Origin of the sequence: Actinomyces weissii, assembly GCF_016598775.1 — a bacterium.
Classification (GTDB): Bacteria; Actinomycetota; Actinomycetes; order Actinomycetales; family Actinomycetaceae; genus Actinomyces; species Actinomyces weissii.
In genome coordinates this window covers 285,598-309,737 of record NZ_CP066802.1, presented here as the reverse complement: position 1 = coordinate 309,737, position 24,140 = coordinate 285,598, and the positions used below count along the sequence as shown (strand labels likewise).

The following is a 24,140-nucleotide window of genomic DNA, read 5'->3' as shown; positions in this document are numbered from 1 at the left end:
CATCGTCGGCAGCATGCACAGACATAGGATGTCTGACAACAGGAGCACTCTAACGAGAGCCTCTTACCAAATCGAGACCTAAAAACCGCATGATCTTGACCGTGTGGCCTGAGCCTAAGGTCCGCGGCCGGGGCCGACCTTGGGACCAGCTCCGCAGGCACGCCCAGGCGCCGCCCCTGCCCGGGAGCCATCCTGGACGCTTACCCAGCCCTGGGTGACACCCCTGGGCACTTGCCCGCAACCAGCCGAGCCCCAGACAGCCAGGCCCCACTGGCAAACTAGATGCAAGCTGGGCGCAGGCCGGAAGACCCGCTACGCCTCCAGCGCCTCCAGGGACACCAGGAAGCCGCAGTCGTCCACGACCACGCCACCGACCGCCCCCAGCACCGCAGCAGCCACCTGCTCGATCAGCTCACGCACCGCGTGGCGCTCAGCGGCCCGATCCGCAGGCAGGTGCTCGGCAAAAGCGTCCCGGACCTCGACCGGCTGCCAGGTGATGACGTAGCGCAAGGCCCCCGGCCCCGCGGCCCACTCCTCACCAAGCACAGACAGAGGCAGCTCCGTGACCCCCCGGGCTCGCAGCTCGATACCTCCCCAGTCCTGGCGCGCCGGATCAATAGGCATCACCAGGCTGTACCCGTCCAGCTCATCGCCGTCGCCATCAGCACCGTTGGCGGCGCGGCGCTTCTCCTCCTCCTGAGCCAGGGTCCAGGCCGCGTCCATAGCCTCGGCCCCCACCGTGTCCACCAGCCGGTGAGCCTCAGCCTGCACTGCCTCCCGGTCCACCTGTACCTCAGCGGCCAGCTGGAAGCCAGTGGCCACCCCGGGAGAGAAACGTGCCAGCAGGACCTCCGCCGCGTCCGGCGTCAACCACACCGGCGAGTAGACCGCCAGCATCGTGGAGCGCTCCGGGTCAGGGGTGACCACCTGCCCGCCCGGCGCCACCCGCACCGCCCCGGCCAGACGCCGGGCGATGTCCCGCAGCCGCTCCAGGGCCGCCAGCTCCAGGCCGGTGGGCAGCGCCTGCGGGAAACAGTCCATCAAGGCGTCCTTGCCAGCCATGAAGCCCGGCAGCGCGCCCGCCCGCTGCGGCGGGCAGTCCAGCACCATGACCTGGCTGACCCAACCGGGCAGGCCCAGGCTGTCGTGGGTACCCTCGGGAATCTCCCAGGGCCCCAGCAGGCAGGCGCCCGGGGCCAGCTGCAGGCGCCCCGCCCCCACCCAGCCTGAGTGCAGGTCCAGGGAGAGGGCCAGAGCCTCCACCTCGTCGGCGGTGACGTCATCGGCCAGCAGCAGCAGGTGGTGGTCCGCCATCATCCCGGCAGGGAAGCCGTCACTCATCGACGGCGCCCCCAGGTCCGTAGGCAGGGCCAGCACCGGGTCCGTAGCGGGCACGGGGTCCACGCCTGCGCTCATCGCCCCTCCTCCAGCGTCCCCGGCTCCTTGACCGGAGCGGTCTCGATCCGCAGCCTGTGGAAGGACAGGTGCGAGCGGGACTCAGTGGGGCCACGCTGCCCCTGGTAGCGCGAGCCGCTGGCACCCTGGCCATACGGGCGCTCAGCCGGGCTGGACAGGCGGAAGAAGCACAGCTGGCCCACCTTCATCCCCGGCCACAGCTTGATCGGCATGGTGGCGGTGTTGCTCAGCTCCAGGGTGACGTGGCCGGTAAAGCCCGGGTCTATGAAGCCAGCGGTGGAGTGCGTCAGCAGGCCCAGGCGCCCCAGGCTCGACTTGCCCTCCAGGCGGGCGGCGACGTCGTCGGGAAGAGTGATCCGCTCGAAGGTGGCACCCAGCACGAACTCGCCCGGGTGCAGGACGAAGGGCTCATTGGGGCCGACGTCCACCAGGTGGGTCAGACCCGGTTGCTCCACCGAGGGGTCGATCACCGGGTAGCGGTGGTTGTCGAACAGGCGGAAGCAGCGGTCCAGGCGCACATCGATCGAGGCGGGCTGGACCATGCTCAGGTCCAAAGGGTCCAGGACCACACGGCCAGCCTCAAGCTCTGCACGGATGTCACGGTCGGATAGCAGCACGTGCTGATTGTGGCACGCTCCGCCCGAACTTGCCTCCTAAGCGGAGCCCCGCGCCGGGTGCGCCTCAGCTGCTCAGCGGGTAGCCGTCGGCGTCCACGCCCCAGGGCTGGCTGCCGGGGGTGGCCGTGAGGATCAGGACGCCCTCCACCAGGCCCCAGATCGAGCTGACCACAGCCAGGAAGCCGCAGGAGAGCACCGTGATCAGCAGCTGCGCCACCCCCTTGCCGGTCTGCCCCAGGTAGAAGTTGTGGATGCCGAAGGTCCCCAGCAGGATCGCGAGGACCCCAGCAGCCACCTTGGACTTGCCCGCCCCGGCCATCGGAGCGGCCTGGGGGTAGCCGGCAGCGTAGGCCGCACCCTGGTAGCCCGCCTGGTAACCACCGCCGTAAGGCTGCTGGTAGGCCGCGCCATCGGCAGCGTAGGGCTGCTGGTAACTGGTGCCGTCAGGGGCAGCAGGCAACTGGGGCTGCGCGGCGGGCTGGCCGACGGCGTCGTAACCACCAGCAGAAGCGGAGGAGCCGCTGTAGGCGGACGGGGAACCAGAGGAACCGTAAGCGGACATAGCGAACCTCAACTCACTCGTTCGGACTGCATTGTTTGCAGGGGCAATGCCCCCAACGCTAGCCGATCCGCGCCCACCAGGCTGACATGCGACCGACCCTCATCTGTGACTTGGCACCAAGGCAGCGGCTCACCCCTGCCGGACTGGCGCCAGAGGCTGGCACCGACGGCGGGGCACGGCGTCGTAACGGCAGGACGAACGACCTACAGGATGCCGTAGGGCACGGCTCACAGCCCCGATTTGCGGGCGGGAGGCCTCCTTGGGGTATGCTGCTCCCGCACCTCACCTCGAGTGAGCGCGCGGGTGTAGTTCAATGGTAGAACTTCAGCTTCCCAAGCTGACAGCGCGGGTTCGATTCCCGTCACCCGCTCCAAGTGGATATGTTGGAATGACGCCGATTCCGGGCACCCGGGGTCGGCGTCCACTGTTTGCTGGCGCCGCCGTGGACAGAGGGGGCGCCAGCGGGCGTTTTGTCACTGGCGGAGGATTAAAACACCTACCACCTGTTGACCCCAGGAAGGTTTTGGCTTGATTCCGCGGTAGTTGAAGCATCAATACTCGCCCGAGGCCTCCTAGACCTCCGCCAGTGACAGCTCACAGCCGCCCCGCCCCATGATGGGCACCGGGTTCGCAAGCCCATCCAGCACATGGACCGCTATGGGCTTTCCTAAAGGGGCGCACTCCCAGGGCTACAGCCTCCACCCGCCAGCAGCACCCCTGGACGCGACAGACATGACGGGCGGGCAAGACCTTTCGGCATCACCACCAGAGCCAGCCGGAAAGCCAGATCCTGCCGCAGACCCCAACGATGACCAGGAGAAGGTCATCCCCGACCACACCAGCATCGACACCCCCACCAAGCTCCACCGGAAAGCAGCCCCAGCACCTCCCCCAAGTCGGCAAGGCACCCTCACCCAGCGAGCACTCCAACGCCCCACCCCACCTACCAACACCAGGGACCACCCCAACCCCCAGGTCTCAAGGCAACACATCCAGTGCACCAACCCGCACCAAACCAGCTCCTTTGAAAAGCAGGCCGTGCCGCCGGCCTACGCCGTCACGTTCAATCCACAGCCACCCCCAGGTTGTCCACAGAATCCGCAGGAGTGCAGCCAGGTCACCGGTCTCGCGAGCCATATGTCCCGGTCTCGCGGTACAGATGTCCCGGTCTCGCGGAGAAAGAACGGATGGGGCAGGGTCAGGGCCGGAGGGGCAGCGCCGTCTGGAGCACCGCCCAGGTGCAGACAGTGCAGACCAGCAGCCAGCTGCCCACCCACAGCCAGGCAGGCAGCACCGTGATCCGCGCCAGGGTGCGGTGGTCCTGGCCGCCGTCACGCGAACGGGCCACGTCAAGCAGCGCGTCCCAGGCACTCAGCAGCAGCACCACACCCACGCCAGCCAACACCCCCGCACGCAGGGGCAGCAGCGCGTCCCCCCACCACCACAGCCCCAGGAAGAGCAGCACGCACATCCCCACCAGGAGCACCGTCCGCAGAGAACGGGACATGACCAGCAGCAGCAACAGGCCCACGCACAAGACCGCCAGGACCATCCCCGCCCAACCGCGCAGGGCAGCTGCCGTCAGGCCCGCCCCCAGCAGCGCCGGGGCCGGGTATCCCGCCCAGCTGGTAAGCACCCTCCCCAGCCCCCGCTGCGGCCCGCTGGTGACAGCCACCCCAGACAGGTCGCTGGCCACTGTGAAGCCGTGGAAACGCCTGCCCACCAGCACCCCCACGACGGCGTGGGCGGCCTCGTGGACCACCGTCCCCAAGGCGCGGCCCAGGCGGCGGGCACGCGGGACCAGGACGAACAGCACCGTCAGCAGGGGCACGAGCCACAGGCCGCCCAGCGCGGGCGGGGAGGTAGGGACGCTGTGCGCTACCACCGCCAGCCACAGCTCGCGCCAAAGGGATGAGTCCGCGCCAGTCATAGTCGCAGTCTGCCAGGAGCGGGCCGCTCGGGGGCAGTGGAGGGATCAGGCGGCAGCAGGCGAAGGGTGGGGCGCCGCCCCGCCGTCGGACGGGACTGGGCATGGGACGGGCCCGTTCCCTGGGAGGGAACTGGGCCGTGGGGCAGACCTGAGTCGCCGGTCGTCAGGAGTGCTGCTGCCCGTAGCCAGCGGCGTGACTACGCTGCCTGGGCTGGGCGGGCTGCCCCCGCCGTCGGAAAGGCCTACGCCGTCGACTACCCCCTGCTATCCACAAGCAACCGCGACTTATCCACATAACCCACAGGAGGAGGGGCGGCTTACCGGTCTCGTGAGCCATATGTCCCGGTCTCGCGGTACATATGTCCCGGTCTCGCGGAAGGGGCTTGTGATTTGATGACGGAGTTTCGCACAGCGTCAGTTTCCAGGTTAGGGTTGCCTACATGCCGAAGATCATGGGGAACAACTTGGCCGAGCACCGCGAGCGCACCCGCGCAGCCCTGTTCGACGCCATGTCAGAGCTGCTCACGCAGCGGACCTTCGACAAGATCACCCTGTCCGACGTCGCCAACCGGGCTGGCGTGGGCCGCACCGCCGTCTACAACCACTTCACGGACAAGGAGGACCTCCTCCTGGCCTTCATGGACTACGAGACGCAGCAGCACGCCCAGGAGCTGGCCCGGGCCCTGGCCCAGACCCCGGACCCGATCGACCGCCTGCGCCTGTACGTGCGCCAGCAGGCCCTGGTCAAGCGCAGCTACCACTTCCCCGCCAACGGCCCCCTCGCCTCCTCCGTGTCCCGCCCCACCGCCTCCAGGCTGCGCGCGCACGCCGGGATGATGCTGCAGATGCTCGCCCAGATCCTCACCGACGCCATGGACCAGGGGCTCATCCCCCGCCAGGACCCGCGTATCACCATCCCGCTGATCCACGCCACCGTCATGGGCGGCCGCCCCACCCCCACCGACCCTGAGGAGCGCGATGCCTTCCTGGCGGGGCTGGACTCCTACGTGCTGCGTGCCGTCGGCTCGGCTCCGGCGGAGCACGCGGTGCCCTCGCTCAAGCTGCTGCCGGACGCGGAGCGGCACGCCAGCCAGCGCGCCGCCAGCCTGCGCGCCCCTGCCTGACTGGCCCGCGGCAGCGCCCACGGCCACGGAGCCGACAGGCCCGCTCCAGGACCGCACGCACCTGTCATGGCCCAGCCCTCCTGCTGCCCGGCCACAGCGCGGCACAGCCGTTGCGCAACCGGCGAGACAGCCAGATCGAGCCAGGCACCCATACGCTGCGGACTGTCCTCCCCGGTTAACGGGAGCCTGCGTACTACCAGCGGCGCTTAGGCGTCCGTTCCACCCCACCATGCTCCCGCTCCTGCTCGGCGTTACGGCTGGCCAGGGCGCTGGCCTGCGGATCCGGGGCCTTGCTAGGCGTAGGGCTGGCGGAGGCCGATGGGCCCGCCGAGGGGCTGGCGCTCCCGCTCGGGCTGCTGGAGGGCTGCGGGCTGGACTGCCCGCTGGGCGTCGCGCTCGGCTGCGCCGAGGGACTCTGCGAGGGGTCCTGCGACGGGTTCTGTGAAGGCTGCTGCGACGGGTCCTGCGAAGGGCTCTGGGACGGCTGCTGGCTGCTGGAGGGCTGCGGGCTCGGCTGCGCCTGGTTGTCCTGAGCCGGCGGCTCACAGGCCCCTAGGGCCTCCTGCGCCTTGGCAGCGGTCTCCTCCGCAGGCACCGGCTGGGAGGAGGTACGCGCCTGCACGTAGTAGGCGGAGTACAGGTTGCGCCGCACCTTGCACTCGTCACTGTGGGGGTCGGTGACCTGCGTGCCGTCGGGTGCATTGAGGGCCTTACCGCGGGGCACCACCTCCAGGGCCGCGGTCAGGTGCGCCACGGCAGCCTCGCCCTGCTCCGCGAAGACCTCCGCGGTCCCCAGGTTGTAGAGCACCCGCCAGCGGGAGACCCAGGGGTTCAGGCGCTCCGCCAGCGAGTACCGGGCCACCGCCTTGTGGTAGTCCTCGTGCGTCAGGGCGTGCCCGCCCGCGAAGGTCAGGCCGCTGACCGTCAGCATCCAGATGGAGACTACCGCCGCCAGGACCGCGGGCAGCGCCCCCCAGCCCAGGAGACGACGACGGCGCGCCAGCCTGGCCGCGCGGGCCCCGGCGTCCTCAGGGGGCAGCTCCGCCTTGCCGGAACCGTCCTGGTCGGCCACGGTCTGGGCGTACTCCTGGGCGTCCTGCTCACTCATGTGGCCGCGTTGGAAACGGTCGTCGGCCTGCGTGGCGGGGGCAGAGGGGACGGGCGGGGTCTGGGGAGAGGTCACGACTGAGGACTCCTGGTACTCGGGGCCAAGCGGCTCAAACGGCCCTCAGCCCGGGCCAAGGCGGCTACCTCCCAGGTCAGCAGGCCGCAGGCCAGCAGCCCCAAGGGCCACACCACGTAGCGCTGGTGCCGGCTGTCGCGGCGTCCGTCCCCCAGAGCCGCCTGGACGTCCACCTGGGTGAAGGCCTCCGTGCCCCCGGGGGCGCTGCGGTGCACGTAGCGCAGGCCCAGGCCGTCCGCGGCCGCCTGCAAGGCGCTCTCGTCGATCTTGGAGACGCCGTCCTCCCCAGTGACGCCGTCCTTGATGTAAGGAGCCTGCGAGCCCGCCCCGCTGGAGTCGGTGCCGTCAAACTCCCGCATCTTGCCGCCCTGGCTGGTCCCGTAGCCCAGGACCGCGCCGCCGTCGACCAGTGGCTCCAGCAGCTGCCAGCTCAGGCCCGCGCTGGCAGCCTCCTGGGCGGCCGCGCCGTCGTCTGTGGGCTCACCGTCAGAGAGCAGGTAGACCACGCGCACGTCACCCGGCTGCTTCTCGGCGGCCTTGACCAGGGTGCGGGACAGCAGCGGCAGGGCCCGCTCCAGGGAGGAGCCGGTGGACTTGCTGGTCAGCTCCTGGCGCAAGGAGCCGATCCAGGCGGCGACGGCGTCCAGGTCGCTGGTCAGGGGCAGCTCGCGGGCGGCCGCGGAGTCCAGGGCCAGCACCGAGAAGCGTGCCTGCGGGAAGGCCTCCCGGATCGCCGTCAGGTCCTGACGCACCCCGTTGAGGCGCGGCTCGCTGCCGTTCCAGTCCTCCGCGGCCATGGAGCCCGTGCGGTCCACCAGCAGGTAGACCTCCACGTTGCTGACCGTGTCGGCCTGGCTCACGGAGGCAGTGGGCCCAGCCAGCGTCAGCAGGAGCACCAGTGCCAGGCAGGCGCGGCGCAGCAGGGTCAGCCGGGTGCCCCGGTCAGAGCCGGGGCGCAGCAGCCAGCGGCTGGACCACCACAGCAGGCCCCCCAGCAGCAAGGCGGTCAGGACCAGCGCCCAGTAGGGGATCATCGGGTAGAAGCTCATGCCCGCCTCCACGCCATCAGGGCGAGCAGCACGACCACCAGCAGCAGGAGCGTGTAGACCGTGCGCTCTGGCACGTCAGTGACCACCGCCCGGCTGTCACCGTCCAGGATCTGGGCCTGGTCCTGCTCCAGGCGGCGCACGATCCCCCCGGTGGCCTCAGGGTCAGCTACCTCGTAGAACAGGCCGCCGTGGACCTCGGTGACGTTCTTGAGCTCCTGGCGCGCCTCCTTCTCGGTGCTGTCTGCCCCGAAGCCGGAGGCCAGCTCCGGGTCGTAGCCGAACAGGGCGAACAGCTGGATACCGCGCTCAGACACCATGTCCCCGGCCTCGTTGAGGGTGTAGATCTGGTCCCCGTAGAAGTCCTGGACCACGTTGTCCGTGGCCAGGACGATCGAGCGGGACCGGTCCTCGGCCCGCTTCTCGTCAAAGACCAGGGCGCAGGAGGCCAGCCCGTCTCCTGCCAGGGAGGAGCCCTGCACCGACTTGGTCAAGGTCCCCCCAAAGGTGTCCAGGTACAGGCGCTCCTCCTCCTGGGAGGGCCACACCGGGTTGAAGTCCAGGGCCTTGGTGGCCTCGTCGAACTGCTCGCGCAGCAGGTCGTAGTCGTCCGTAAGCGGCACGATGGTCTGGGCGGTCTGGTTCCAGGCCACCAGCGCAACCCGCTCACCGTTGAAGCTGTCCAGCAGCTTGTGGAAGGCCTTTAGCACCTCCACGTCCACCGTCAGCACCGAGGTAGAAACGTCCAGGCACAGGACGATGTCCCGGCTGGCCAGCTTCTCTGAGCGCACGGAGACCTCCACCGGCCGCCCCACTAGTACGCCGGAGGTGATCAGTCCACCGATGGTCAGCACCAGCAGAGCCACGTTCAGCAGGCGACGGCGCACTATGCGCCGCTGCACCAGCGGTGAGCGCAGGAACGGCGCCGAGTTCGCGACCCGCCGCAGCTCGCCCGCACGCGCCTGGCCCGTGGCCTCCGTCCTGCCGAGCCGCAGGGCCAGCAGCCCCACGGTGATCGCCAGGATGAGGATGGCCCAGGGCATCAAGGGGTTCACCATCGGGTGACCACCTCCCGGGCGCTGGTCAGGGAGCGCTCCGCCACCGCCTCCGGCTCACGGTCGAAGGAGGGCTGCTCCCACACCGCCAGCAGCTCCGCCACGTAGCCCAGGGGGTTCGTGTCCAGGGGACGGCCTGCGGCCCGGACCTTGCGCAGGCGCACGATCGCGGAGCGGGGCCCCGCCGTGTCAGCTATGTCCAGGATCTCCAGCACCGTGGAGGACTCGATATCCACCCCGGAGCGTACTCCCGCGAAGCCGCGCAGGATCGCCGCCAGCTCCAGGTGCAGCTCACGCAGCCCCAGCTCGCCGCGGCGGAACCGTCCCTCCACCAGGGCCACCTTCTCAACCCACTGGCTGCGCACCCCCGGGGCCATGGGGATGTCCCCGTAGCCCAGGGAGCGGTCCCGGCGGGTGGACAGGAAGGAGCCGATCAGCCACACGGCTACCAGCAGCAGCAGGATGACCGGGATGATCAGCATCCACAGCGGCATCCCCACAGGCGGGTCAACAGCGATGCGCATACTCAGCGCCTCCCCCGTCCGGCGGCGGCCAGGCGGCGTTGCCGCTCCAGCAGGTCCGCCAGGGAGTCCACCAGCGTCCGCTCGGACTCGACCGTCACGTGCTCGATCCGGCGGCGTTCCAGCAGCTGGGCGACGGCGCGGCGTCGGCCCTCCACCTGCGCCTGCAGGTCCCGGGCCAGGGCCGGGTCCTCCCGCAGGAAGGCAGGCAGCTCGGCGGTCATCTCCACGTCCCGGGCACGCCCGGCCCCCGGCCGCACGGCGACGTCGTCGGCCACCTGCACCACCACCACCTCGTGCTGGGCGGACAGACGGCGCAGCTGGTCGGCCGCGGTCTCGTCAGGGTGGGCGGTGTCGGTGAGCAGGACCACCAGGCACCGGTGGGGGTGCCAGGTGATGACCCGCCCCAGCAGCTGGCGCAGGTCCGAGACCGGCGCGTCCGGACGCAGCTCCGGCAGGTGCTGGGCGTCGGTGGCCGGGGTCTCCAGCTCAGCCCACATGCGGGCCAGCAGCGCCAGCAGCATCTCCGCGTGCTCCGCCCCCGAGCGGGGCGGGCGGGTGAGCATCCGCTGGGAGTCGCCCGCCACCAGGGCCACCGTGTCGCCCCGCATACGGGCCAGGAAGGCGAATATCTCCGCCACCGCCAGGGCCAGGGTGCGCTTGTCCTCCCCGGTGGGGGTCTGGGCGGCCATGGTCCGGCCGGTGTCCACGGCCAGCACCAGCGGCAGGTTGGACTCCCGCTGGTAGCGCTTGATGACCGGCTGCCCGCTGCGGGCAGAGGCCTTCCAGTCGATGTCGGTGACGTCGTCGCCGGGGCGGTACAGGGACAGGTCGTCAAAGTCCTGGCCGTGCCCCACGAAGACCGACTTGTGCCGCCCGTCGAGCAGGCCGGTGGCCCGCCGCAGCGTGGGCAGGCTCAGGCGTCCACGCACGCGGGAGAGCCGGGAGCCCCGGGAGGTGGGCTCGCCCGGCAGGGGCGGCGTCTGCCGCGGGTCCGGCAGCGGGGGCACTACAGCGGTCATGGTCTGCTTCCGGTGCGGGTCAGGGCGTGGGCACCGCAGCGAAGATAGCGTCGATGATCGCCTCGGGGGCGACGTCGTCGGCCAGGGCGTCGTAGGTGCGTACCAGGCGGTGGCGCAGCACGCAGTGGCGCAGCAGGCCCACGTCGTCAGGGGTGACGTAGGTGCGTCCGGCCTGCAGGGCGATGGCCTGGGCGACCTTCATCAGGGCGATGCCGCCACGGGGGGAGGCGCCCACGCGCACGTGCCGGTCGATGCCGGGCACCGGGCGGGGTCCGCCACCACGGGAGGTGTTCACCAGGGCCACGATGTACTGCTTGATTACCGGGTCCACCCAGACGCGGTCCGCGGTGGCCTGGAGCCACAGGACGTCCTGGGTGGTGATGGGGGTGGTGGTGATGGGGGTGGAGAAGGTGCCGCGTGAGATGCGGTCGAGCACGTCGGCCTCCTCCGCGGGCTTGGGGTAGGTGAGCACCTCCTTCATCAGGAAGCGGTCCATCTGGGCCTCGGGGAGCACGTAGGTGCCCTCCTCCTCGATGGGGTTCTGGGTGGCCAGCACCATGAAGGGCTTGGGCAGGGGGTAGACGACGCCGCCGATGGAGGTCTGGCGCTCCTGCATGGCCTCCAGCATGGCGGACTGGGTCTTGGCGCTGGAGCGGTTGATCTCGTCCAGCAGCACCAGGTTGGCGTGCACCGGGCCCAGCTGGGTGCTCATCTCACCGGAGGCGTAGTTAAGGATCTGGGTGCCGATGATGTCGTTGGGCATCAGGTCGGGGGTGCACTGGATGCGGTGGAAGGAGCCGGAGACGGCGGCGGCCAGGGTCTGGGCGGCGGTGGTCTTGGCCAGCCCGGGCACGGACTCCAGGAGGATGTGCCCGCCAGCGATGAGGGTGGAGACCATGGCGATACGCAGCTGGTCCTGCCCGACGACGCGCTCGGCGAAGGTCCGGGTGACCCGCCCCAGGAGCTCCTCGGCCCGGGCCAGGTCATCCGGGGTGGGGGCGGAGTCCTTGCCCTTGAGGTCCTTGCGGGAGGGCCGGGGCGCCCCGGGCTGCGCCGCGGACTGGACGTGGGGGGAGCCGACGGCCGGACTCTGACGCGGCGCAGAGGCCGCCGGGGCCGGGGCTGAGGGCACGGCTGGAGCCGAAGGCACGGCGGGGGCTGCGGGAGCTGAGGGCACGGCAGGCGCGGCTGGAGCAGCGGGCGAGAACGGGGCTGGGGGTGCAGACTGCGCGGAGTGCCCCGGGACGATGCGGCTGGGCAGCACAGTCGTCCGCTCCGAGTCCGGCTGCGCCGTCGCCCTCGGAACCGGCGGGACCGCAGGCGGGACGCGATGGGCGGGCTGGCCGCTGCTGGTCGGGTGTGGCGGGATGGTCATCAGCGCTCCTCGAGGACGGGGCTAGGGGGTGCCCCCACGCAGAATAGGCGACATCACCACCCAGAACACAAGACGACCGCGGGCAGCGCGCCCCATGTACAGGCGGATCGCCTGGGCGGGGCCCCACCACCCCCGTCTAGCGCCCCGTCCGGCAGGTCAGGCAGCAGGGAACCCGCGGGGACAGACGCAGACCTACTTCCCCAGGTTGTCCAGGGCCACGTCCTGCCCGCTGAGCACCACCGACACGCCGGAGGCCGTGGTCTCCACCGACTCCACCTTCAGCCCCTGCGCCAGCGCGCTAGCCGGGAGCACCGTCATGGTCTGTGGCACACCGACCTGCTCCAGGAAGGTCTCGTCGTCGGGCACGCCTACGCCCGACAACAGTCCGCTACTGACCTCCACCTCGGACAGGCTCAGCAGCAGGTCCCCCTGCGGGTCGATCGACAGGGTGCCGGTCGCCGCAAAGGTCGCCGCCGGCACATCCACGACCACCCGTAAGGAGTCTGGCGCCCCTCCCTCAACCTGCTGCAGCTCCACGCCCGTGACCAGCCCGGCGGCGGAGGAGCCACCACCTTTCAGCCGGGCCGCCGCCAGACCGGAAAGCTGCTCCCAGGACAGGGAGCCACCAGCCCGCAGCGAGCTGGCCTGGTGGGGGCTCCTGGTGCCCATACCGGTCACCTGCACCCTGATACCGCTCAAGGTCACGGGCTCCGACAGCCCCTGGGCCTGCGCGGCACCGGCACCCACCTGCAGGCTGGAGGCCGTCACCGTGAAGCCGCGCAGCTCGCCGTCCCACAGCTGGGGCAGCATCCGCTCCGCACCCAGGTCCACCACCGCGTCCGCTGACAGTCCTGGCAGCGCCGCCAGCACCTGCTGCTGCACGGTATGGCGCGCGATGCTCTCAGCCTTGCTCACGGCAAAGGCACCGCCCAGGCAGAGCAGCAGCACGCTCACGGCGGCCAGCCAGCGCAGCGGGCGACGACGACGCCGCGGGCGCGCACCCCGGCCGGTTCCTGTCAGCGGCGCGGTGGCAGCCGTCGGTACCTCATGGCCCTCCCCGGCCTCTCTCCCCCGGGAGCCAAGCGCCTCCGCGACGGGCTCTCCCGTAGAGCCTGGAAGGGCTGACTCAGCCTGCGTGGCTGCGGCCAGGGGCTGCGTCTCCGCGGCAGCCGGTGGGGCTCCGCCGTCAGGCAGCGAATCACCGTGGGACAGGCTGAGGCTGCTGGTAGTGACCGCCAGATCAGGGGTGTCGGCACTGGCAGGCGGAGAGCTGCCGGCCACCGGCAGGCGGGACGGCAGGAGGTGCCCCCGGCCCGGCTCAGGCTCTGGCACCTGAGGCCTCGGGCGTGCCCTGCTCCTTGGCGGCACGGTTGCGTTCCAGCTCCTCGTCCAGCTTGTACAGGTCGTCAGCGGTCACCATCAAGGTGGCCACGGCGTGCTCCACCAGGGCCGTGCGCCGGTTGGAGGCCGCTCCGCCGACGCGCCCGCCCCGCAGGCCCCGCACCCCGACCCGGTCCAGCTTCTCGCACACGTTGTCCAGCTTGCGGTTGAACTTGGTGATAGGCCAGCCCAGGCGGGCCGCCGCCGCCTGGGAGGAGGGGATCTCCGCGGCCCCCGTACCCGCCCGCCGCAGCACCGGCTCAGACAGGGCCAGCACCAGCAGCAGCTGGGAGGGGGTCATGGGGGTGACCCCGATAGTGGCGGTGCCGTTGCCCGGCACCCGTCCCTCCACCATGGTGAAGTGGTCCTCACCAGAGGTGATCAGGTCGATCTCGTAGGTGGTGGGACCAGCGGAGAAGGTCAGGATGATCCGGGGGAATACCAGGGGGATCCGGGCACCCGGGGCGATACGGGACTGGACCAGGGCGTCGCCGTCAGTGAGGGTGGCGGACAGTCGCGTACCCTCGTTGGACACCCACCACAGGCCCTCGGAACGGGCCAGCACCAGGAAGCGACGGTGCAGGTAGGGGTTGTCGTCGATGTCCAGGTCACCACCCCGGCCAATGACAAAGGTGTCCTCCGGGCCGATGCGGTGGATCTCGCCAGAGAAGTCCAGCACCAGCTCGTCTGGTCGCCCTGGGTCCACCTCCGGCAGCTGAGTCCAGGTCATCTCACTCATTGGCTCTCCTTACGTTCCAGATGTCTGCCGCACCCGCCCGCTCACTGTGGAGCCTTAAGCCGCAGCGTCACTCCGTCACCAATATCTAGTAAGTCTCCCACGAACAGGGGCGTCGGCAAGGCAGTGGCGATAAGTACCGGGGCCTCACCGGGGCGGACCAGCACGGTCCCGTTGGAGGAACCCAGGTCGCAGGCCAACACCGTCCACCCGGTGGTGGTGAGCAGCAGGTGGGAGCGGGAGACCAGGTGGGTGGGGCTAGGCACCGTGACCAGCAGCGCCGGGCCGTTCTGCTCCTTGGGGGCCCTGCCCACCACCACGGAGCCGTTGACGGCGATCACCTCGCCGGTGGACACGGCCAAGGTGACCAGGGACGGACGGCGGCCCCGCACCGTGCCCGGGGTGACCGGTGAGGCGCAGCGCAGGCAGGTGATGGAGCCGGGCGGGTTCAGGTGCCCCTCCAGGCACACGGAGCCCAGCACCTCCGGCGCAGGCTCCACAGTCGCCCGGCACTCGGGGGCAGCCTGGCCTCCTGCCACGCCCTCGGCGACCGGCAGGTCTATAGCGCCTGAGTCCCCACCAGCCACTGCGGCCGAGCGGGCCGAACGCGCCGAACGCGCTGAGCGGGCCGAGGCAGGGGACCCGGGAGAGGCAGGGGAGCCTCCCAGGTACGTGGCGGCAGGCTCTTCCGCAACAGGTGCGCTGGAGGCTGGGACCGGCGTCGCCGTCACGACGTAGGCGACCGTCTTGGCCTCGTGCACGGCACTGGGACCGGGGCCGGAGGACCCCACTACCGGTTCCGGCTGCGGCTCCAGTTCCGGCTCCGCCGGAGACTGCGCCTGCTGGGGGAAGTCATCTGGGTCTAACCACACGCCGGTCTCTGCGGAGGCCACGTCGTGGCACTGCTCCGGGGCGACAGGCGTAGGCTGCCCCGCCTGCCCCCTTCCCGGCTTCACCTGCTCCCCCGCTGCGCCGGACGCTGCCTGGCCCGCCCCCGACTGACCGGCTTCTGTCCGCCCCGGCTCCGCAGGCTGCGCTGCCGGCTGGGCGGGGACCTCTACCACCGGTGTCACAGGCTCCTCCGGCTGCACAAGCTCCACAGCCTCCGTCTCCCCCGGAGCAGCTGGCTCCAGAGGAGAGCCTGGCCCCGCCCCGGCCTGACCGGGCTGCGCCGCCCCAAGCTCCAGGCCCGCAGAGAGCTCACGCAACAGGGCCTGCACCCGGGCGGCATCCTGCGGTGAGACACGCGGGTCCAGCACTGCTGTACCGCAGGGAGCCCGCAGCACCCACTCCCGCACCGCCCCCTCCGGTGGTGCCAGCGGCTCCTCGACCTGCTCACCGTCCTGCCCCAGGGCCACGGTGGCGACGGGCACCCCCACCTCACCGGAGTCAGGCGAGACCTGTGTCATGCCGCCCTCACTCATCAAGAATCCTTGTCTGTACCGCGCCCAATAACGTTGCCGTGCCACCACGGTTACGGCTGAGCCTACCGGTTCCGCTGGAAGCCGGTAGGCTCATCCCACCCCACCCGTGGCCCCAGGGGCTGAATCGTCACGGGAGAACCCGAAAGGACCCCAGATGTCGCAGGCACACGACGACCTTGTCGCACGCGCGCAGGATCCCCGGACGCCCCTGACGACCCTGCACTCGCTGGCCCAGAACTACCCCGGCCTCCGGCCTGCTATCGCCCGCAACCCCAGCACCTACCCGGCCCTGCTGGAGTGGCTCGGCTCTCTGGGCGACCCGGCGGTAGACGCCGCCCTGGCTGCCCGTACCGCCCCCGCCAGCGGGCAGAGCACCGTCTCCCTGCCTCCGGTGGGCCTCCCCTCCCGGCAACGCCGTCACGTCCCGGAGACTGCCTCGCAGCCCGCTCCCCCCACCGAGGCCGCCCAGGCGCCCACCAGCAGCGGCACTGCGGCAGCGGCTGGCTCAAGCAGCACCGGAGCGGCTGGCAACGGTGGCACCCCACGCCCCGCCGCCGTCAACACCGCCCCCCAGACCACCAACCCGGAGCCGCAGCCCCAGGCTTCCCGGCCAGAACCGCAGGAGACGGGCTATGACAGCCTGGAGGCGCTGCGGGCCAACGCCGTCGAGGACACGGACTCCAGCAGCACCGGAGACAACATGCTCCCCTGGATGGCGCTGGGCGCAGCCGTGGTGGTGCTGGTGGCGGTCATGCTCATCGTCTTCACCGGCGGCAGCCGACCCGCCCCCGTCGCCGCCCCACCGACGGCCACCAGAGTCCCCGCAGTCAGCCAGCCCCCTACAGCCTCCTCAGCCCCCACCACCGCCGACACCCCCGTGCCGTCACCCTCAGCCCCGCCCACGACCAGCGTCCCCACCACCACCCCCTCAGCCACAGCCACGCCCTCACCCCAGCTCGTGGCCCCCGCTCCACAGGACGCCGTAGACCTGGCCGCCTTCACCGACCCGACCGGGAACATCACCTGCCAGCTCTCCGGCCAGCAGGCCAGCTGCAGCATCAAGGAGCGCAGCTTCGCCCAGGCAGAGTGCCCCGCTGAGGGCGCCTACCAGGCGACAGTGGAACCCGGGAGCTCCCCCTACGGCGCCTGCGTGGACACCTACCAGCCCGCCCCAAGCACCTTGGAGGCCGGAAAGTCAACCACCCAGGGAGACTATGTCTGCACCGTAGGCACCGGCGAGGTCCGCTGCTGGAGCCAGTCCACCGGCCAGGGCTTCAGCCTGGCGGCCGACGGCGCCACCTCGATCGACCTCACCCAGCGCTGAGCCTGGCGATCCTGCCCCAGGACCACAGGCTGGCGTGAGCGCGCGCAAGCCCACCCAGCACCCCCGCTCAAGGACACAGCCGGGCGTGAGCACGCGCAAGCCCACCCAGCGCTAAGCCTCCTGCCCCTGAAGGACGCAGGCACACTCGCGCAGGATCAGGCTCCCCCGGCACCGCCCCGCCAGCCCAGCAGCGTCACGCTAGCCGAAGCCCGGACCGCTTGGACGAGGTCTGCCGCCCAGTGGCGCCACAGCCCGGAACCGCCCCCCTCAACCGCCCAGGGCCCCAGCCCTGCCCCCTTTGACACAGCACACAGCCGGACCCCGGAGGCCTGGGGATAACATCTAGCTGATGGCATCCACGTACGCGCGTCTTCTCAGCAATCCCGGGGCCCTTAGCTTCTCACTCGCGGGACTCGTGGCGCGCTTCCCGATGTCCATGGTGGGGATCTCCACGATCCTGGCCGTGCAGGCCACCTTCGGGCAGTACCAGGCGGCAGGTCTGGTGGCCGCCTCCGGGGTGGTGGCCACCGCAGTCGGCTCCCCGCTGCTGGCCAGGCAGGTGGACCGTCACGGGCAGCGGCGCGTGATGCTGCCCGCCACCCTGGTGTCCGCCACAGGCCTGACCGGCCTGATCGCCGCCAACCACCTCCAGTCCCCGCTGTGGCTGCTCGTGGTCTTCTCCGCCGTGTCTGGGGGCACCAGCGGCTCCTTCGGCTCGCTCAGCCGAGCCCGCTGGTCGCACCTGCTGGACAACCCCGAGGAGATCCACTCCGCCTTCTCCCTGGAGGCCGCCCTGGACGAGGTGGCCTTCGTGATCGGGCCGGTGGTCGCCACCATCCTGTGCACCACCGCACCGCTGCCGGTAGAGAGCGGCTGGGCCCTGTCCCTGCTTATGCAGGTGGTGGGAGCGCTCTGGTTCCTGTCGCAGAGAGCCACCGAGCCACCCACCGCCGCCACCTACCGCGCCCGGCAGGCTGCCGCCGTCGGGAAAGCGGCAGCCAGTGCCGTGGAGGCTGGCATCCAACGGCAGAGCGTGCTGCGCAACAAGGCGGTGCTGGTGGTCCTAGGGGTCTTCCTGTTCGCCGGGGCGCTGTTCGGGGCCAACGACGTCGCCGTCGTAGCCCGTGCCACCGAGCTGGGGGCCAAGTCGCAGGCAGGCATTGTTATGGCCTGCTTCGCCCTGGGGTCCCTGGTGGCGGCCCTGGTCTACGGGGCCCGCGCCTGGTCCTGGCCGCTGTGGCGCCAGCTGCTGGTGGGCAGCGCCGTGCTGGCCGCTGGCTGCTCCACCTTCCTGGTGGCCCACAACCTGCCTCTGCTCGCGGCGCTCATGCTCCTGACCGGCATGGCGATCGCCCCCACCATCACCACCGGCAACAACATCGTGCAGGTCTCCGTGCCCTCCGGCTCCCTGACCGAGGGGCTCGCCTGGGTCGGCACCGCCATCAACGTGGGGGTCTCCCTGGGCTCCTACCTGTGCGGCGTGATACTGGACGCCCACGGCTCCGACGGCGGCTACCTGTTCGTCGCCGCAGCCGCCTGGGCGGCAGTACTGACCGCCCTGGTCGGGCTCCCCTTCCTGCGCCGCGCCCAGCCCCGACGCACCCTGCAGACCAGCCAGCCGGAGGCATGAGCTTGCGCCCAGACCCCCTCCGGCCCCACGCCCCTACCGGCTCCACCGCACCCGCCCGGAGCAGCGGCAGCACAGCACCCCACCAGCAGACGCCGCCCCCGGAAGCACAGCCACCGGCAGGCAGTACCACTACTGAGGCACCCCGCAGCGGTGACCGCCCCGCCACCAGCATCCGCCCGGCGGGGCGCGGCCCCGCCGTCGCCGGGGATGTGGGCCGCGCCATAGCGGGCGGCAGCCACCAGGACAAGGACTGGGCCGTGAGCACCCTGGCCACCGTGCTGGGGTGGGTCCTCCTGACGCTGTCCTGCTACCCCTCGCTAGTCACCAAGGAAGGCGGGGAGCAGTTCAAGTTCGACGCCTGGGTCTACCACCAGGCCCTGACGCACTGGTGGCAAGGCGGCGAGCTCTACCACTGGTGGGCCTTCCCCAAGGACCAGCTCTACCCCTTCACCTACCCGCCCTTCGCGGCCTGGCTGCTGAGCCCCATAGTGCTGGCCGAGAGCCAGGCGGCACAGGTGCTCCTGACCCTGGCCACCCCAGTCTGCACCGCCCTGACCGTGCTGCTCCTGGCCCGCACCCTCCAGCTCCCAGAACGCTGGCTGGGGGTGGTTACCCCCTGGGGCGCCCTAGCCGCATGCCTGCTGCTGGAGCCCTTCAGCAAGACCATCGAGTACGGCCAGGTAAACGTGATCCTGCTGCTGCTGGTGGCCGTGGACCTGCTGGCGCTCCGTCCCGGCGGGGCCCTGGCGCGGCTGGCCCCCGCCCGCGGGGCCCTGTGCGGGCTAGCGGCGGCGATCAAGCTGACCCCCGCCATCGCCGTACTGGTGCTGCTGGTGCGCCGCGAGTGGCGGGCCGCCGTCGTCATGAGCCTGACGGCGGCGGCCGCCACCGGGCTGGGCGCACTGCTCTCCCCCGCGGAGAGCTGGGAGTTCTTCACCCAGGCCATGCTCGACCCCACCCGGGCCGGTGACGCCGAGTACGCGGGCAACCAGAACCTGCGGGCCCTGCTGGTACGACTGGTACCTGCCGCCGTTGAGCGCCCGCTGTGGGGACTGAGCGTGGTGGCGGCGGTCGTGGCCGCCTACCTGCTGGCCCGGCGGCTGGAGCGGCTGCGGGAGCGCGAGTGCCCTGAGGAGCTGGTGCTGCTGACCCAGACCTGCGTGGTGATGACCCTGGGGCTGCTGGTCTCCCCCATCTCCTGGTCGCACCACTGGGTCTGGGGGCTGCCCACCCTGGCGGCCCTGGGGGCGCTCGCCTGGCGGCTGCGCTCACAGGCGCTGCTGGGCACGGCGATCTGCGGCCTGACGCTGCTGGTCATGGCCATGCACTGGTGGCTGCCCGAGCACGAGCACGTGGAAATGACCTGGCCGCTGTGGGCCAAGGTGACAGGCTCCTCCTACACGCTGTGGGCGCTGGCAGCTGGCGTGGTCCTGTGGACGCAGCTGCGCGAGACGCCGGAGGCGGACCCACAGGGGGCCTGAGCGCCTACGAGGTCGACAGAGGACCGGCTGGCGGACAGGCGGAGGCTGGCTGGTAGCAAGACCGGAGAAGAGCCCGACGCCGTCGTCAGGAGAGCCTGGGCAAATCCATAAGTCCATCCGATAGGAAATAGTCAGTCCCATAGCACTACCGCAGGTTCGCCCGAGCACCAGACCCACAGATACCCCTTGAGCCCACAGTCGCGGCAGGAAGTTGTCACTGGCGGAGGGCTAGAACGTTCCCCGCCCCTACCCCAGCCGCAAGAAACCGCGAAATACCAACAATGCCCATCGCGCCCAAGCACCCCTAATCCTCCACCAGTGACAAAACCACCGACACCAGCAGCCCGCCGCGCCACAAACAACGGAACAGGGAACCAAGCAGACCGCCACCGACCAGGCCACCGCCACAGACCTGGCCGGCACGGACACTCTCTGCCTGGCTGGCGCCCCTCCACCCCGTGCTCCCGGAGCGGATCACCTAGGATCGGAGGGTGTCTCTGTCTGACCTGGCCCGCGCGGCAGAAAACCGGTTCCACCGGGGCACCATCCCCGTCCTGAAGCGCTGGGGCTGGCGTCCACGGGTGATCGCCTACACCGGCTACGGCTCCACCTCCAAGGCCCGGGTCATGGCCCGTATGGTGCTACGCCCCGAAGGCGTGCCCGCCGACGGCCCCCTGTTCCGCTCCCTGCCCGAGCAGCTGCCCACCTCCGTGCACCAGGCCGCCGGCATCGCCGCACAGAGGATCGCCGAGGCACAGCGCGGCTGGCGCTCCTTCGTGGACGCCCCCGTGCCCTACCTGCCCGTGACCGTGCGGGTAGGCCAGGCCACCCTGCGCACCCGCGCCGACCGCGGCGGGTACATCGACCTAGTAGTGCCGGGGCACGGCCTGCCCCCCGGCCTGCACGAGGTGGAGGTCCAGGCCACCGGGTCCGCACCGGCCACCGGGTCAGTGCTAATCGTCCCGCCCGGGCCACGCCTGGGCATAGTGTGCGACATCGACGACACCGTGGTCGTCTCCCACGTGCCCCGCATCCTGGTGGCCGCCTACAACCAGCTGGTCAAGTACTCCTCCGCCCGGGAACCTGTGCCCGGCATGGCCGAGCTGCTGACCCACGTGCGCTCCCGCCAGGACGGCGCCCCCGTGATCTACCTGTCCACCGGCGCCTGGAACGTGGTCCCCACCATGCGCTCCTTCCTGCAGCGCCACGGCTTCCCGGCCGGTCCCATGCTCATGACCGACTGGGGCCCCACCAACACAGGCTGGTTCCGCTCCGGGATCGAGCACAAACGCACCCAGCTGCGCCGCCTCATGCTGGACCTGCCGGAGGTGCGGTGGCTCCTGGTGGGCGACGACGGCCAGCACGACCCGCTCATCTACAGAGAGGTGGCGCGCGACCACGCCGAGCGGGTCAGTGCGGTGGCCATACGCCGTCTGACCACCGGGCAGAAGCTGCTGGCGGGCACCATGCCCCTGGAGCCGGAGGCCCACCTGCTGGGGCAGTGCCCAGTCCCGGTGGTGTTCGGGGACGACGGCTTTGAGCTGGCCCGGCTGCTGCCCCACGAGGTCACGGCCCCGGCACGCCCCTGAGACAGGCGGGTGGGTGCGCGACAGCCCGGGCGGACGGTTGCGGAGAAAGCCTCAGCGTCCGATACCGGGCGCTCCGGTCCGCACCAGGGCCTGGGAGGCAGGGCCAGCACCACACAGGCGCGCCCTGGAAACGCATACAGGGACTGACCCCCAGCTGCCGCACCCCCGAGACGGACGCCGCCGTTGGAGGGCCGATAGGACTGTTGTAAAGCGAGACACCCGAGCGAGGGGCGGGAGCAACCGCGAGCAGTGACCACCTGGGCGTCGTCGTCAGCCGGTCACCGGAGCAGGCTCAGCCGGGCCAGGACGCCCCCGCGGTCGGCACCGCCGCCGCTCAGACAGCCATGCCGATCAGGTGCCCGATCCCCCAGGTGACCGCCATAGCCAGGGCGCCACCCAGCATGACGCGCACGACCGCCGGACGCACGGGGGCCTCGCCGAGCCGGGCGGAGACCCCGCCGGTCAGGCCCAGTCCCACCAGCACGGCCACGAAGGTCAGCGGGATGGCGATGCTGACAGGCGGCAGGAGGATAGCCAGCAACGGGAGCAGCGAGCCGATGGTGAAGGCCACCGCGCTGGACAGGGCGGCGTGCCACGGGTTGGTGTAGTCATCCTCCCGCATGCCCAGCTCAGCCTCCAGGTGGGCGCCGACGGCGTTGTGCGCGGTCAGCTCCAGGGCGACCTGCCGGGCGGTGTTGGGTTGCAGGCCCTTGGCACGGTAGTGGGCGGCGAGCTCATCGACCCCGCCGTCGGGGTCCTCAGAGAGCGTGTGGCGGTAGCGGGCGACGACGGCGCGCTCCGTGTCTGACTGGGTGGAGACGGAGACGTACTCACCCGCGGCCATGGAGACCGCACCAGCGAGGATGCCCGCCACACCAGCGGCGAGGATGGTGCCGGTGGCAGTGGGGTTGGCAGCAGCCACACCGATCACCAGACCAGCCACGGAGACGATACCGTCATTGGCCCCCAGGACCCCGGCGCGCAGCCAGTTCAGGCGGGAGGAGAGCGAGGTGGAGCTCTCCGCCTTGGTGGTGCTGGCGGCGCTGGCGGTGAGGCCTTCCGCTGAGCTGAGGCGGCGGTGGGTCGGGCAGCCGGGCTGGCCGAGCAGGCGGTCCTGCTCGGGCAGGACGGGGGCGGTGCTGCGGGCGTCTAGTACAGGGATGTCCAGGCTGGCAACCGGGCTGCTGGTGATGGTCATGGCTCAACAGTAAAGACGATTAATGTCGCTGTATAGCAAAGGCTGTCTTACCTCACTCAGGCACGGCTGCCCTATCTTTTCGCCGACCTCCGCATTTCGGCGCGAGTTGTGCAGCAATACCGCACAGCTCAAGCTGTTTTGCACAGCTCGAGGTCATGCTGAAGACCAGCAAGTAACGGCTTCAGCTGGCGAGTACGGCTGGCCTATGTCTGCTATACACCGCTGGCGGGTACCTCAACTCACGGCACGCACCTGCGTTCAGTTGTGGGGCCAGCTCGGCGGGGTGGACAGGGTGAAGGTCGGCTGGCCGATCTGACTGGCAGGAATGACCGCCTCATACACGCCCGCCTCAACCATCCTGAATCCGGCGGCCTGGGCGGCATAGGCGTCATGGGACAGGCACAGCGCACGGAAACCAGCAGTCTCACCAGTCACCTTGCCCACCAGCAGCACCGGTAGCCCGTTCCAGGTGGTGCGCGCCCGCAGAAAGCCCGCCTCCGAGACATCCTCAAGACTGATCTGGGTGCCCTTCACATCGTCGTCCTGGCGCTCAAGTACATAAGCCCCCTGCAAAGAGCCGTCCTCCCCGACATCCAGGTCAGCGGGACGCAGACCCGTCTCCCCCTTTACCTGAAGGTGCGGCCCAAACAGTGGGTTCGGGCCGATGCGCGGGATACCACCCTGAACGGGCGAGCCGTCAGGCACCCCCCAACCGAGCCTAGGACCGAAGTAGGCGGCCATCTCCGTGTACCCGCCCTTCGGCGTGTGCTTCAGAAGGAAGGCCCCCGCCCGAAGCATCGTAGGCTCGACATACAGGTGGGTGGCGATCGGGTCGGCAGGCAGACGTACCATGCCACGACCATCGAACGGCACAGGCTGAAGGAAGTCCCCACCCGTGATGGCGAGCTGTTCGGGAGTGTTCCCACCCATAGCTGGGACAGCCGTGTCAGTCGGGTAGAGCGGGAACAACAGGGTGGCCACCTCATCGACGACGGCGGCATCATCCACAGGCCGTTCCATGAACAGCGCCTTGAAAATCTCACCAGAGGTCTCGTTAAGCCCCAGCGATCCCGAGTCGACCGCGAACCCGTGCACGAGGTTTTCACCGTCCAGGTACCGGCCCAGCATCTCCTGGTTGACCAGCTTCCTCAACCACCGCATAGCGTCAGCCTCCTTCACCGCCAGGACCCCAAGCCGCCCCGACCCAGTAGGTACTACCTGTCAATCATATGGTCCAGCCCAGGTCACGTAAGGACCGGCCCGAGCTGGTGCGTCACCGGCCAGGCAGGCCAGCACCCCCGCCCCAGACGCGCCTCAGCACTGCCCTCAAGATCACCCGGCAGACCCCACACATTCAAGAAGGACCACGACCCAGCCTCAGGATGACGCCTCACGTACACGTCAAAACGCACATCCTCCAGCTCATCAAGCCGCACCGGCCCCTCCATAACCTCCAGCTCGTCCAAAGACCACAACAGCTTCTGCGACCTCCACGCCTCAGGCCGCTCCAACGCCACAACATAAGCA

General features: G+C 70.4%; 20 protein-coding genes and 1 tRNA gene. 6 read left to right on the top strand and 15 right to left on the bottom strand.

Going from position 1 to position 24,140, the window contains the following annotated elements; all coding sequences use genetic code 11:
* Window positions 1–312 precede the first annotated feature (312 nt).
* The 3 genes from JG540_RS01290 to JG540_RS10225 form a co-directional block, all read right to left on the bottom strand.
* Entirely contained in the window at window positions 313–1,416 is a 1,104-nt protein-coding gene (locus tag JG540_RS01290) for a hypothetical protein (RefSeq protein ID WP_200276256.1), read from the bottom strand.
* A complete protein-coding gene (dcd, locus tag JG540_RS01285) occupies window positions 1,413–2,033 on the bottom strand; it encodes a dCTP deaminase (protein WP_200276255.1) in 621 nt (206 codons plus the stop codon). The genes JG540_RS01290 and dcd overlap by 4 nt, the downstream gene beginning before the upstream one ends.
* Before the next feature lie 64 nt (window positions 2,034–2,097).
* Window positions 2,098–2,595 (bottom strand): TM2 domain-containing protein, encoded by a 498-nt coding sequence (locus tag JG540_RS10225; RefSeq protein WP_234042846.1) that lies wholly within the window; start codon window positions 2,593–2,595, stop codon window positions 2,098–2,100.
* 299 nt (window positions 2,596–2,894) lie between these two features.
* Here JG540_RS10225 and JG540_RS01275 point away from each other — a divergent pair.
* Window positions 2,895–2,968, top strand: a tRNA-Gly gene (locus JG540_RS01275).
* A gap of 825 nt (window positions 2,969–3,793) precedes the next feature.
* Here JG540_RS01275 and JG540_RS01270 read toward each other — a convergent pair.
* Window positions 3,794–4,525, bottom strand: a complete 732-nt coding sequence (locus tag JG540_RS01270; protein WP_200276254.1) for a M50 family metallopeptidase — start codon at window positions 4,523–4,525, stop codon at window positions 3,794–3,796.
* 440 nt (window positions 4,526–4,965) lie between these two features.
* Between JG540_RS01270 and JG540_RS01265 the strand changes: the two genes are divergently transcribed.
* Window positions 4,966–5,649: a TetR/AcrR family transcriptional regulator gene (locus JG540_RS01265; RefSeq protein ID WP_200276253.1), complete on the top strand. Its 684-nt coding sequence runs from the start codon at window positions 4,966–4,968 to the stop codon at window positions 5,647–5,649.
* 193 nt (window positions 5,650–5,842) lie between these two features.
* Here JG540_RS01265 and JG540_RS01260 read toward each other — a convergent pair whose 3' ends face one another.
* From JG540_RS01260 to JG540_RS01220, 9 genes are all read right to left on the bottom strand, one after another.
* Window positions 5,843–6,832, bottom strand: a complete 990-nt coding sequence (locus JG540_RS01260) for a hypothetical protein (protein ID WP_200276252.1) — start codon at window positions 6,830–6,832, stop codon at window positions 5,843–5,845.
* Window positions 6,829–7,881 (bottom strand): vWA domain-containing protein, encoded by a 1,053-nt coding sequence (locus tag JG540_RS01255; RefSeq protein WP_200276251.1) that lies wholly within the window; start codon window positions 7,879–7,881, stop codon window positions 6,829–6,831. Before JG540_RS01255 ends, JG540_RS01260 begins: the two co-directional genes overlap by 4 nt.
* Window positions 7,878–8,936, bottom strand: coding sequence for a vWA domain-containing protein (locus JG540_RS01250; RefSeq protein WP_200276250.1), 1,059 nt, complete (start codon window positions 8,934–8,936; stop codon window positions 7,878–7,880). Before JG540_RS01250 ends, JG540_RS01255 begins: the two co-directional genes overlap by 4 nt.
* On the bottom strand, window positions 8,930–9,457 hold the full coding sequence (locus tag JG540_RS01245) for an alpha-amylase (protein ID WP_234042845.1): 528 nt from the start codon (window positions 9,455–9,457) through the stop codon (window positions 8,930–8,932). Before JG540_RS01245 ends, JG540_RS01250 begins: the two co-directional genes overlap by 7 nt.
* Window positions 9,458–9,459: 2 nt before the next feature.
* Window positions 9,460–10,476: a DUF58 domain-containing protein gene (locus JG540_RS01240; RefSeq protein ID WP_200276248.1), complete on the bottom strand. Its 1,017-nt coding sequence runs from the start codon at window positions 10,474–10,476 to the stop codon at window positions 9,460–9,462.
* Window positions 10,477–10,495: 19 nt separating this feature from the next.
* Entirely contained in the window at window positions 10,496–11,851 is a 1,356-nt protein-coding gene (locus JG540_RS01235; RefSeq protein WP_407648331.1) for an AAA family ATPase, read from the bottom strand.
* Between the two features lie 192 nt (window positions 11,852–12,043).
* Window positions 12,044–13,183 carry an LmeA family phospholipid-binding protein gene (locus JG540_RS01230; RefSeq protein WP_200276244.1) on the bottom strand — a complete coding sequence of 380 codons (1,140 nt, stop codon included), beginning with the start codon at window positions 13,181–13,183 and terminating at the stop codon, window positions 12,044–12,046.
* Window positions 13,170–13,970 carry an FHA domain-containing protein gene (locus tag JG540_RS01225; RefSeq protein WP_200276242.1) on the bottom strand — a complete coding sequence of 267 codons (801 nt, stop codon included), beginning with the start codon at window positions 13,968–13,970 and terminating at the stop codon, window positions 13,170–13,172. Before JG540_RS01225 ends, JG540_RS01230 begins: the two co-directional genes overlap by 14 nt.
* Window positions 13,971–14,011: 41 nt before the next feature.
* Window positions 14,012–15,391: an FHA domain-containing protein gene (locus JG540_RS01220; RefSeq protein ID WP_200276240.1), complete on the bottom strand. Its 1,380-nt coding sequence runs from the start codon at window positions 15,389–15,391 to the stop codon at window positions 14,012–14,014.
* Between the two features lie 154 nt (window positions 15,392–15,545).
* Here JG540_RS01220 and JG540_RS01215 point away from each other — a divergent pair, with 154 nt between their 5' ends.
* The 4 genes from JG540_RS01215 (at window position 15,546) to JG540_RS01200 (ending at window position 21,415) form a co-directional block, all read left to right on the top strand.
* Window positions 15,546–16,715, top strand: coding sequence for a variant leucine-rich repeat-containing protein (locus JG540_RS01215; RefSeq protein WP_200276238.1), 1,170 nt, complete (start codon window positions 15,546–15,548; stop codon window positions 16,713–16,715).
* A gap of 349 nt (window positions 16,716–17,064) precedes the next feature.
* Window positions 17,065–18,345 (top strand): MFS transporter, encoded by a 1,281-nt coding sequence (locus tag JG540_RS01210; protein WP_200276236.1) that lies wholly within the window; start codon window positions 17,065–17,067, stop codon window positions 18,343–18,345.
* 257 nt (window positions 18,346–18,602) lie between these two features.
* Entirely contained in the window at window positions 18,603–19,826 is a 1,224-nt protein-coding gene (locus tag JG540_RS01205; RefSeq protein WP_234042844.1) for a glycosyltransferase 87 family protein, read from the top strand.
* Between the two features lie 491 nt (window positions 19,827–20,317).
* A complete protein-coding gene (locus JG540_RS01200) occupies window positions 20,318–21,415 on the top strand; it encodes an App1 family protein (protein WP_200276232.1) in 1,098 nt (365 codons plus the stop codon).
* 334 nt (window positions 21,416–21,749) lie between these two features.
* Here JG540_RS01200 and JG540_RS01195 read toward each other — a convergent pair whose 3' ends face one another.
* Window positions 21,750–22,613: a VIT1/CCC1 transporter family protein gene (locus JG540_RS01195; protein ID WP_200276230.1), complete on the bottom strand. Its 864-nt coding sequence runs from the start codon at window positions 22,611–22,613 to the stop codon at window positions 21,750–21,752.
* Window positions 22,614–22,871: 258 nt separating this feature from the next.
* Window positions 22,872–23,765 carry a hypothetical protein gene (locus tag JG540_RS01190; protein ID WP_200276228.1) on the bottom strand — a complete coding sequence of 298 codons (894 nt, stop codon included), beginning with the start codon at window positions 23,763–23,765 and terminating at the stop codon, window positions 22,872–22,874.
* Between the last annotated feature and the right edge of the window lie 375 nt (window positions 23,766–24,140).

Bases quoted from the DNA above. Each gene is read 5' to 3' on its own strand.
- JG540_RS01290 (WP_200276256.1), bottom strand. From the start codon at position 1,416: ATGAGCGCAGGCGTGGACCCCGTGCCCGCTACGGACCCGGTGCTGGCC.
- JG540_RS10225 (WP_234042846.1), bottom strand. From the start codon at position 2,595: ATGTCCGCTTACGGTTCCTCTGGTTCCCCGTCCGCCTACAGCGGCTCC.
- JG540_RS01270 (WP_200276254.1), bottom strand. From the start codon at position 4,525: ATGACTGGCGCGGACTCATCCCTTTGGCGCGAGCTGTGGCTGGCGGTG.
- JG540_RS01265 (WP_200276253.1), top strand. From the start codon at position 4,966: ATGCCGAAGATCATGGGGAACAACTTGGCCGAGCACCGCGAGCGCACC.
- JG540_RS01255 (WP_200276251.1), bottom strand. From the start codon at position 7,881: ATGAGCTTCTACCCGATGATCCCCTACTGGGCGCTGGTCCTGACCGCC.
- JG540_RS01250 (WP_200276250.1), bottom strand. From the start codon at position 8,936: ATGGTGAACCCCTTGATGCCCTGGGCCATCCTCATCCTGGCGATCACC.
- JG540_RS01245 (WP_234042845.1), bottom strand. From the start codon at position 9,457: ATGCGCATCGCTGTTGACCCGCCTGTGGGGATGCCGCTGTGGATGCTG.
- JG540_RS01240 (WP_200276248.1), bottom strand. From the start codon at position 10,476: ATGACCGCTGTAGTGCCCCCGCTGCCGGACCCGCGGCAGACGCCGCCC.
- JG540_RS01235 (WP_407648331.1), bottom strand. From the start codon at position 11,851: ATGACCATCCCGCCACACCCGACCAGCAGCGGCCAGCCCGCCCATCGC.
- JG540_RS01225 (WP_200276242.1), bottom strand. From the start codon at position 13,970: ATGAGTGAGATGACCTGGACTCAGCTGCCGGAGGTGGACCCAGGGCGA.
- JG540_RS01220 (WP_200276240.1), bottom strand. From the start codon at position 15,391: ATGAGTGAGGGCGGCATGACACAGGTCTCGCCTGACTCCGGTGAGGTG.
- JG540_RS01215 (WP_200276238.1), top strand. From the start codon at position 15,546: ATGTCGCAGGCACACGACGACCTTGTCGCACGCGCGCAGGATCCCCGG.
- JG540_RS01210 (WP_200276236.1), top strand. From the start codon at position 17,065: ATGGCATCCACGTACGCGCGTCTTCTCAGCAATCCCGGGGCCCTTAGC.
- JG540_RS01195 (WP_200276230.1), bottom strand. From the start codon at position 22,613: ATGACCATCACCAGCAGCCCGGTTGCCAGCCTGGACATCCCTGTACTA.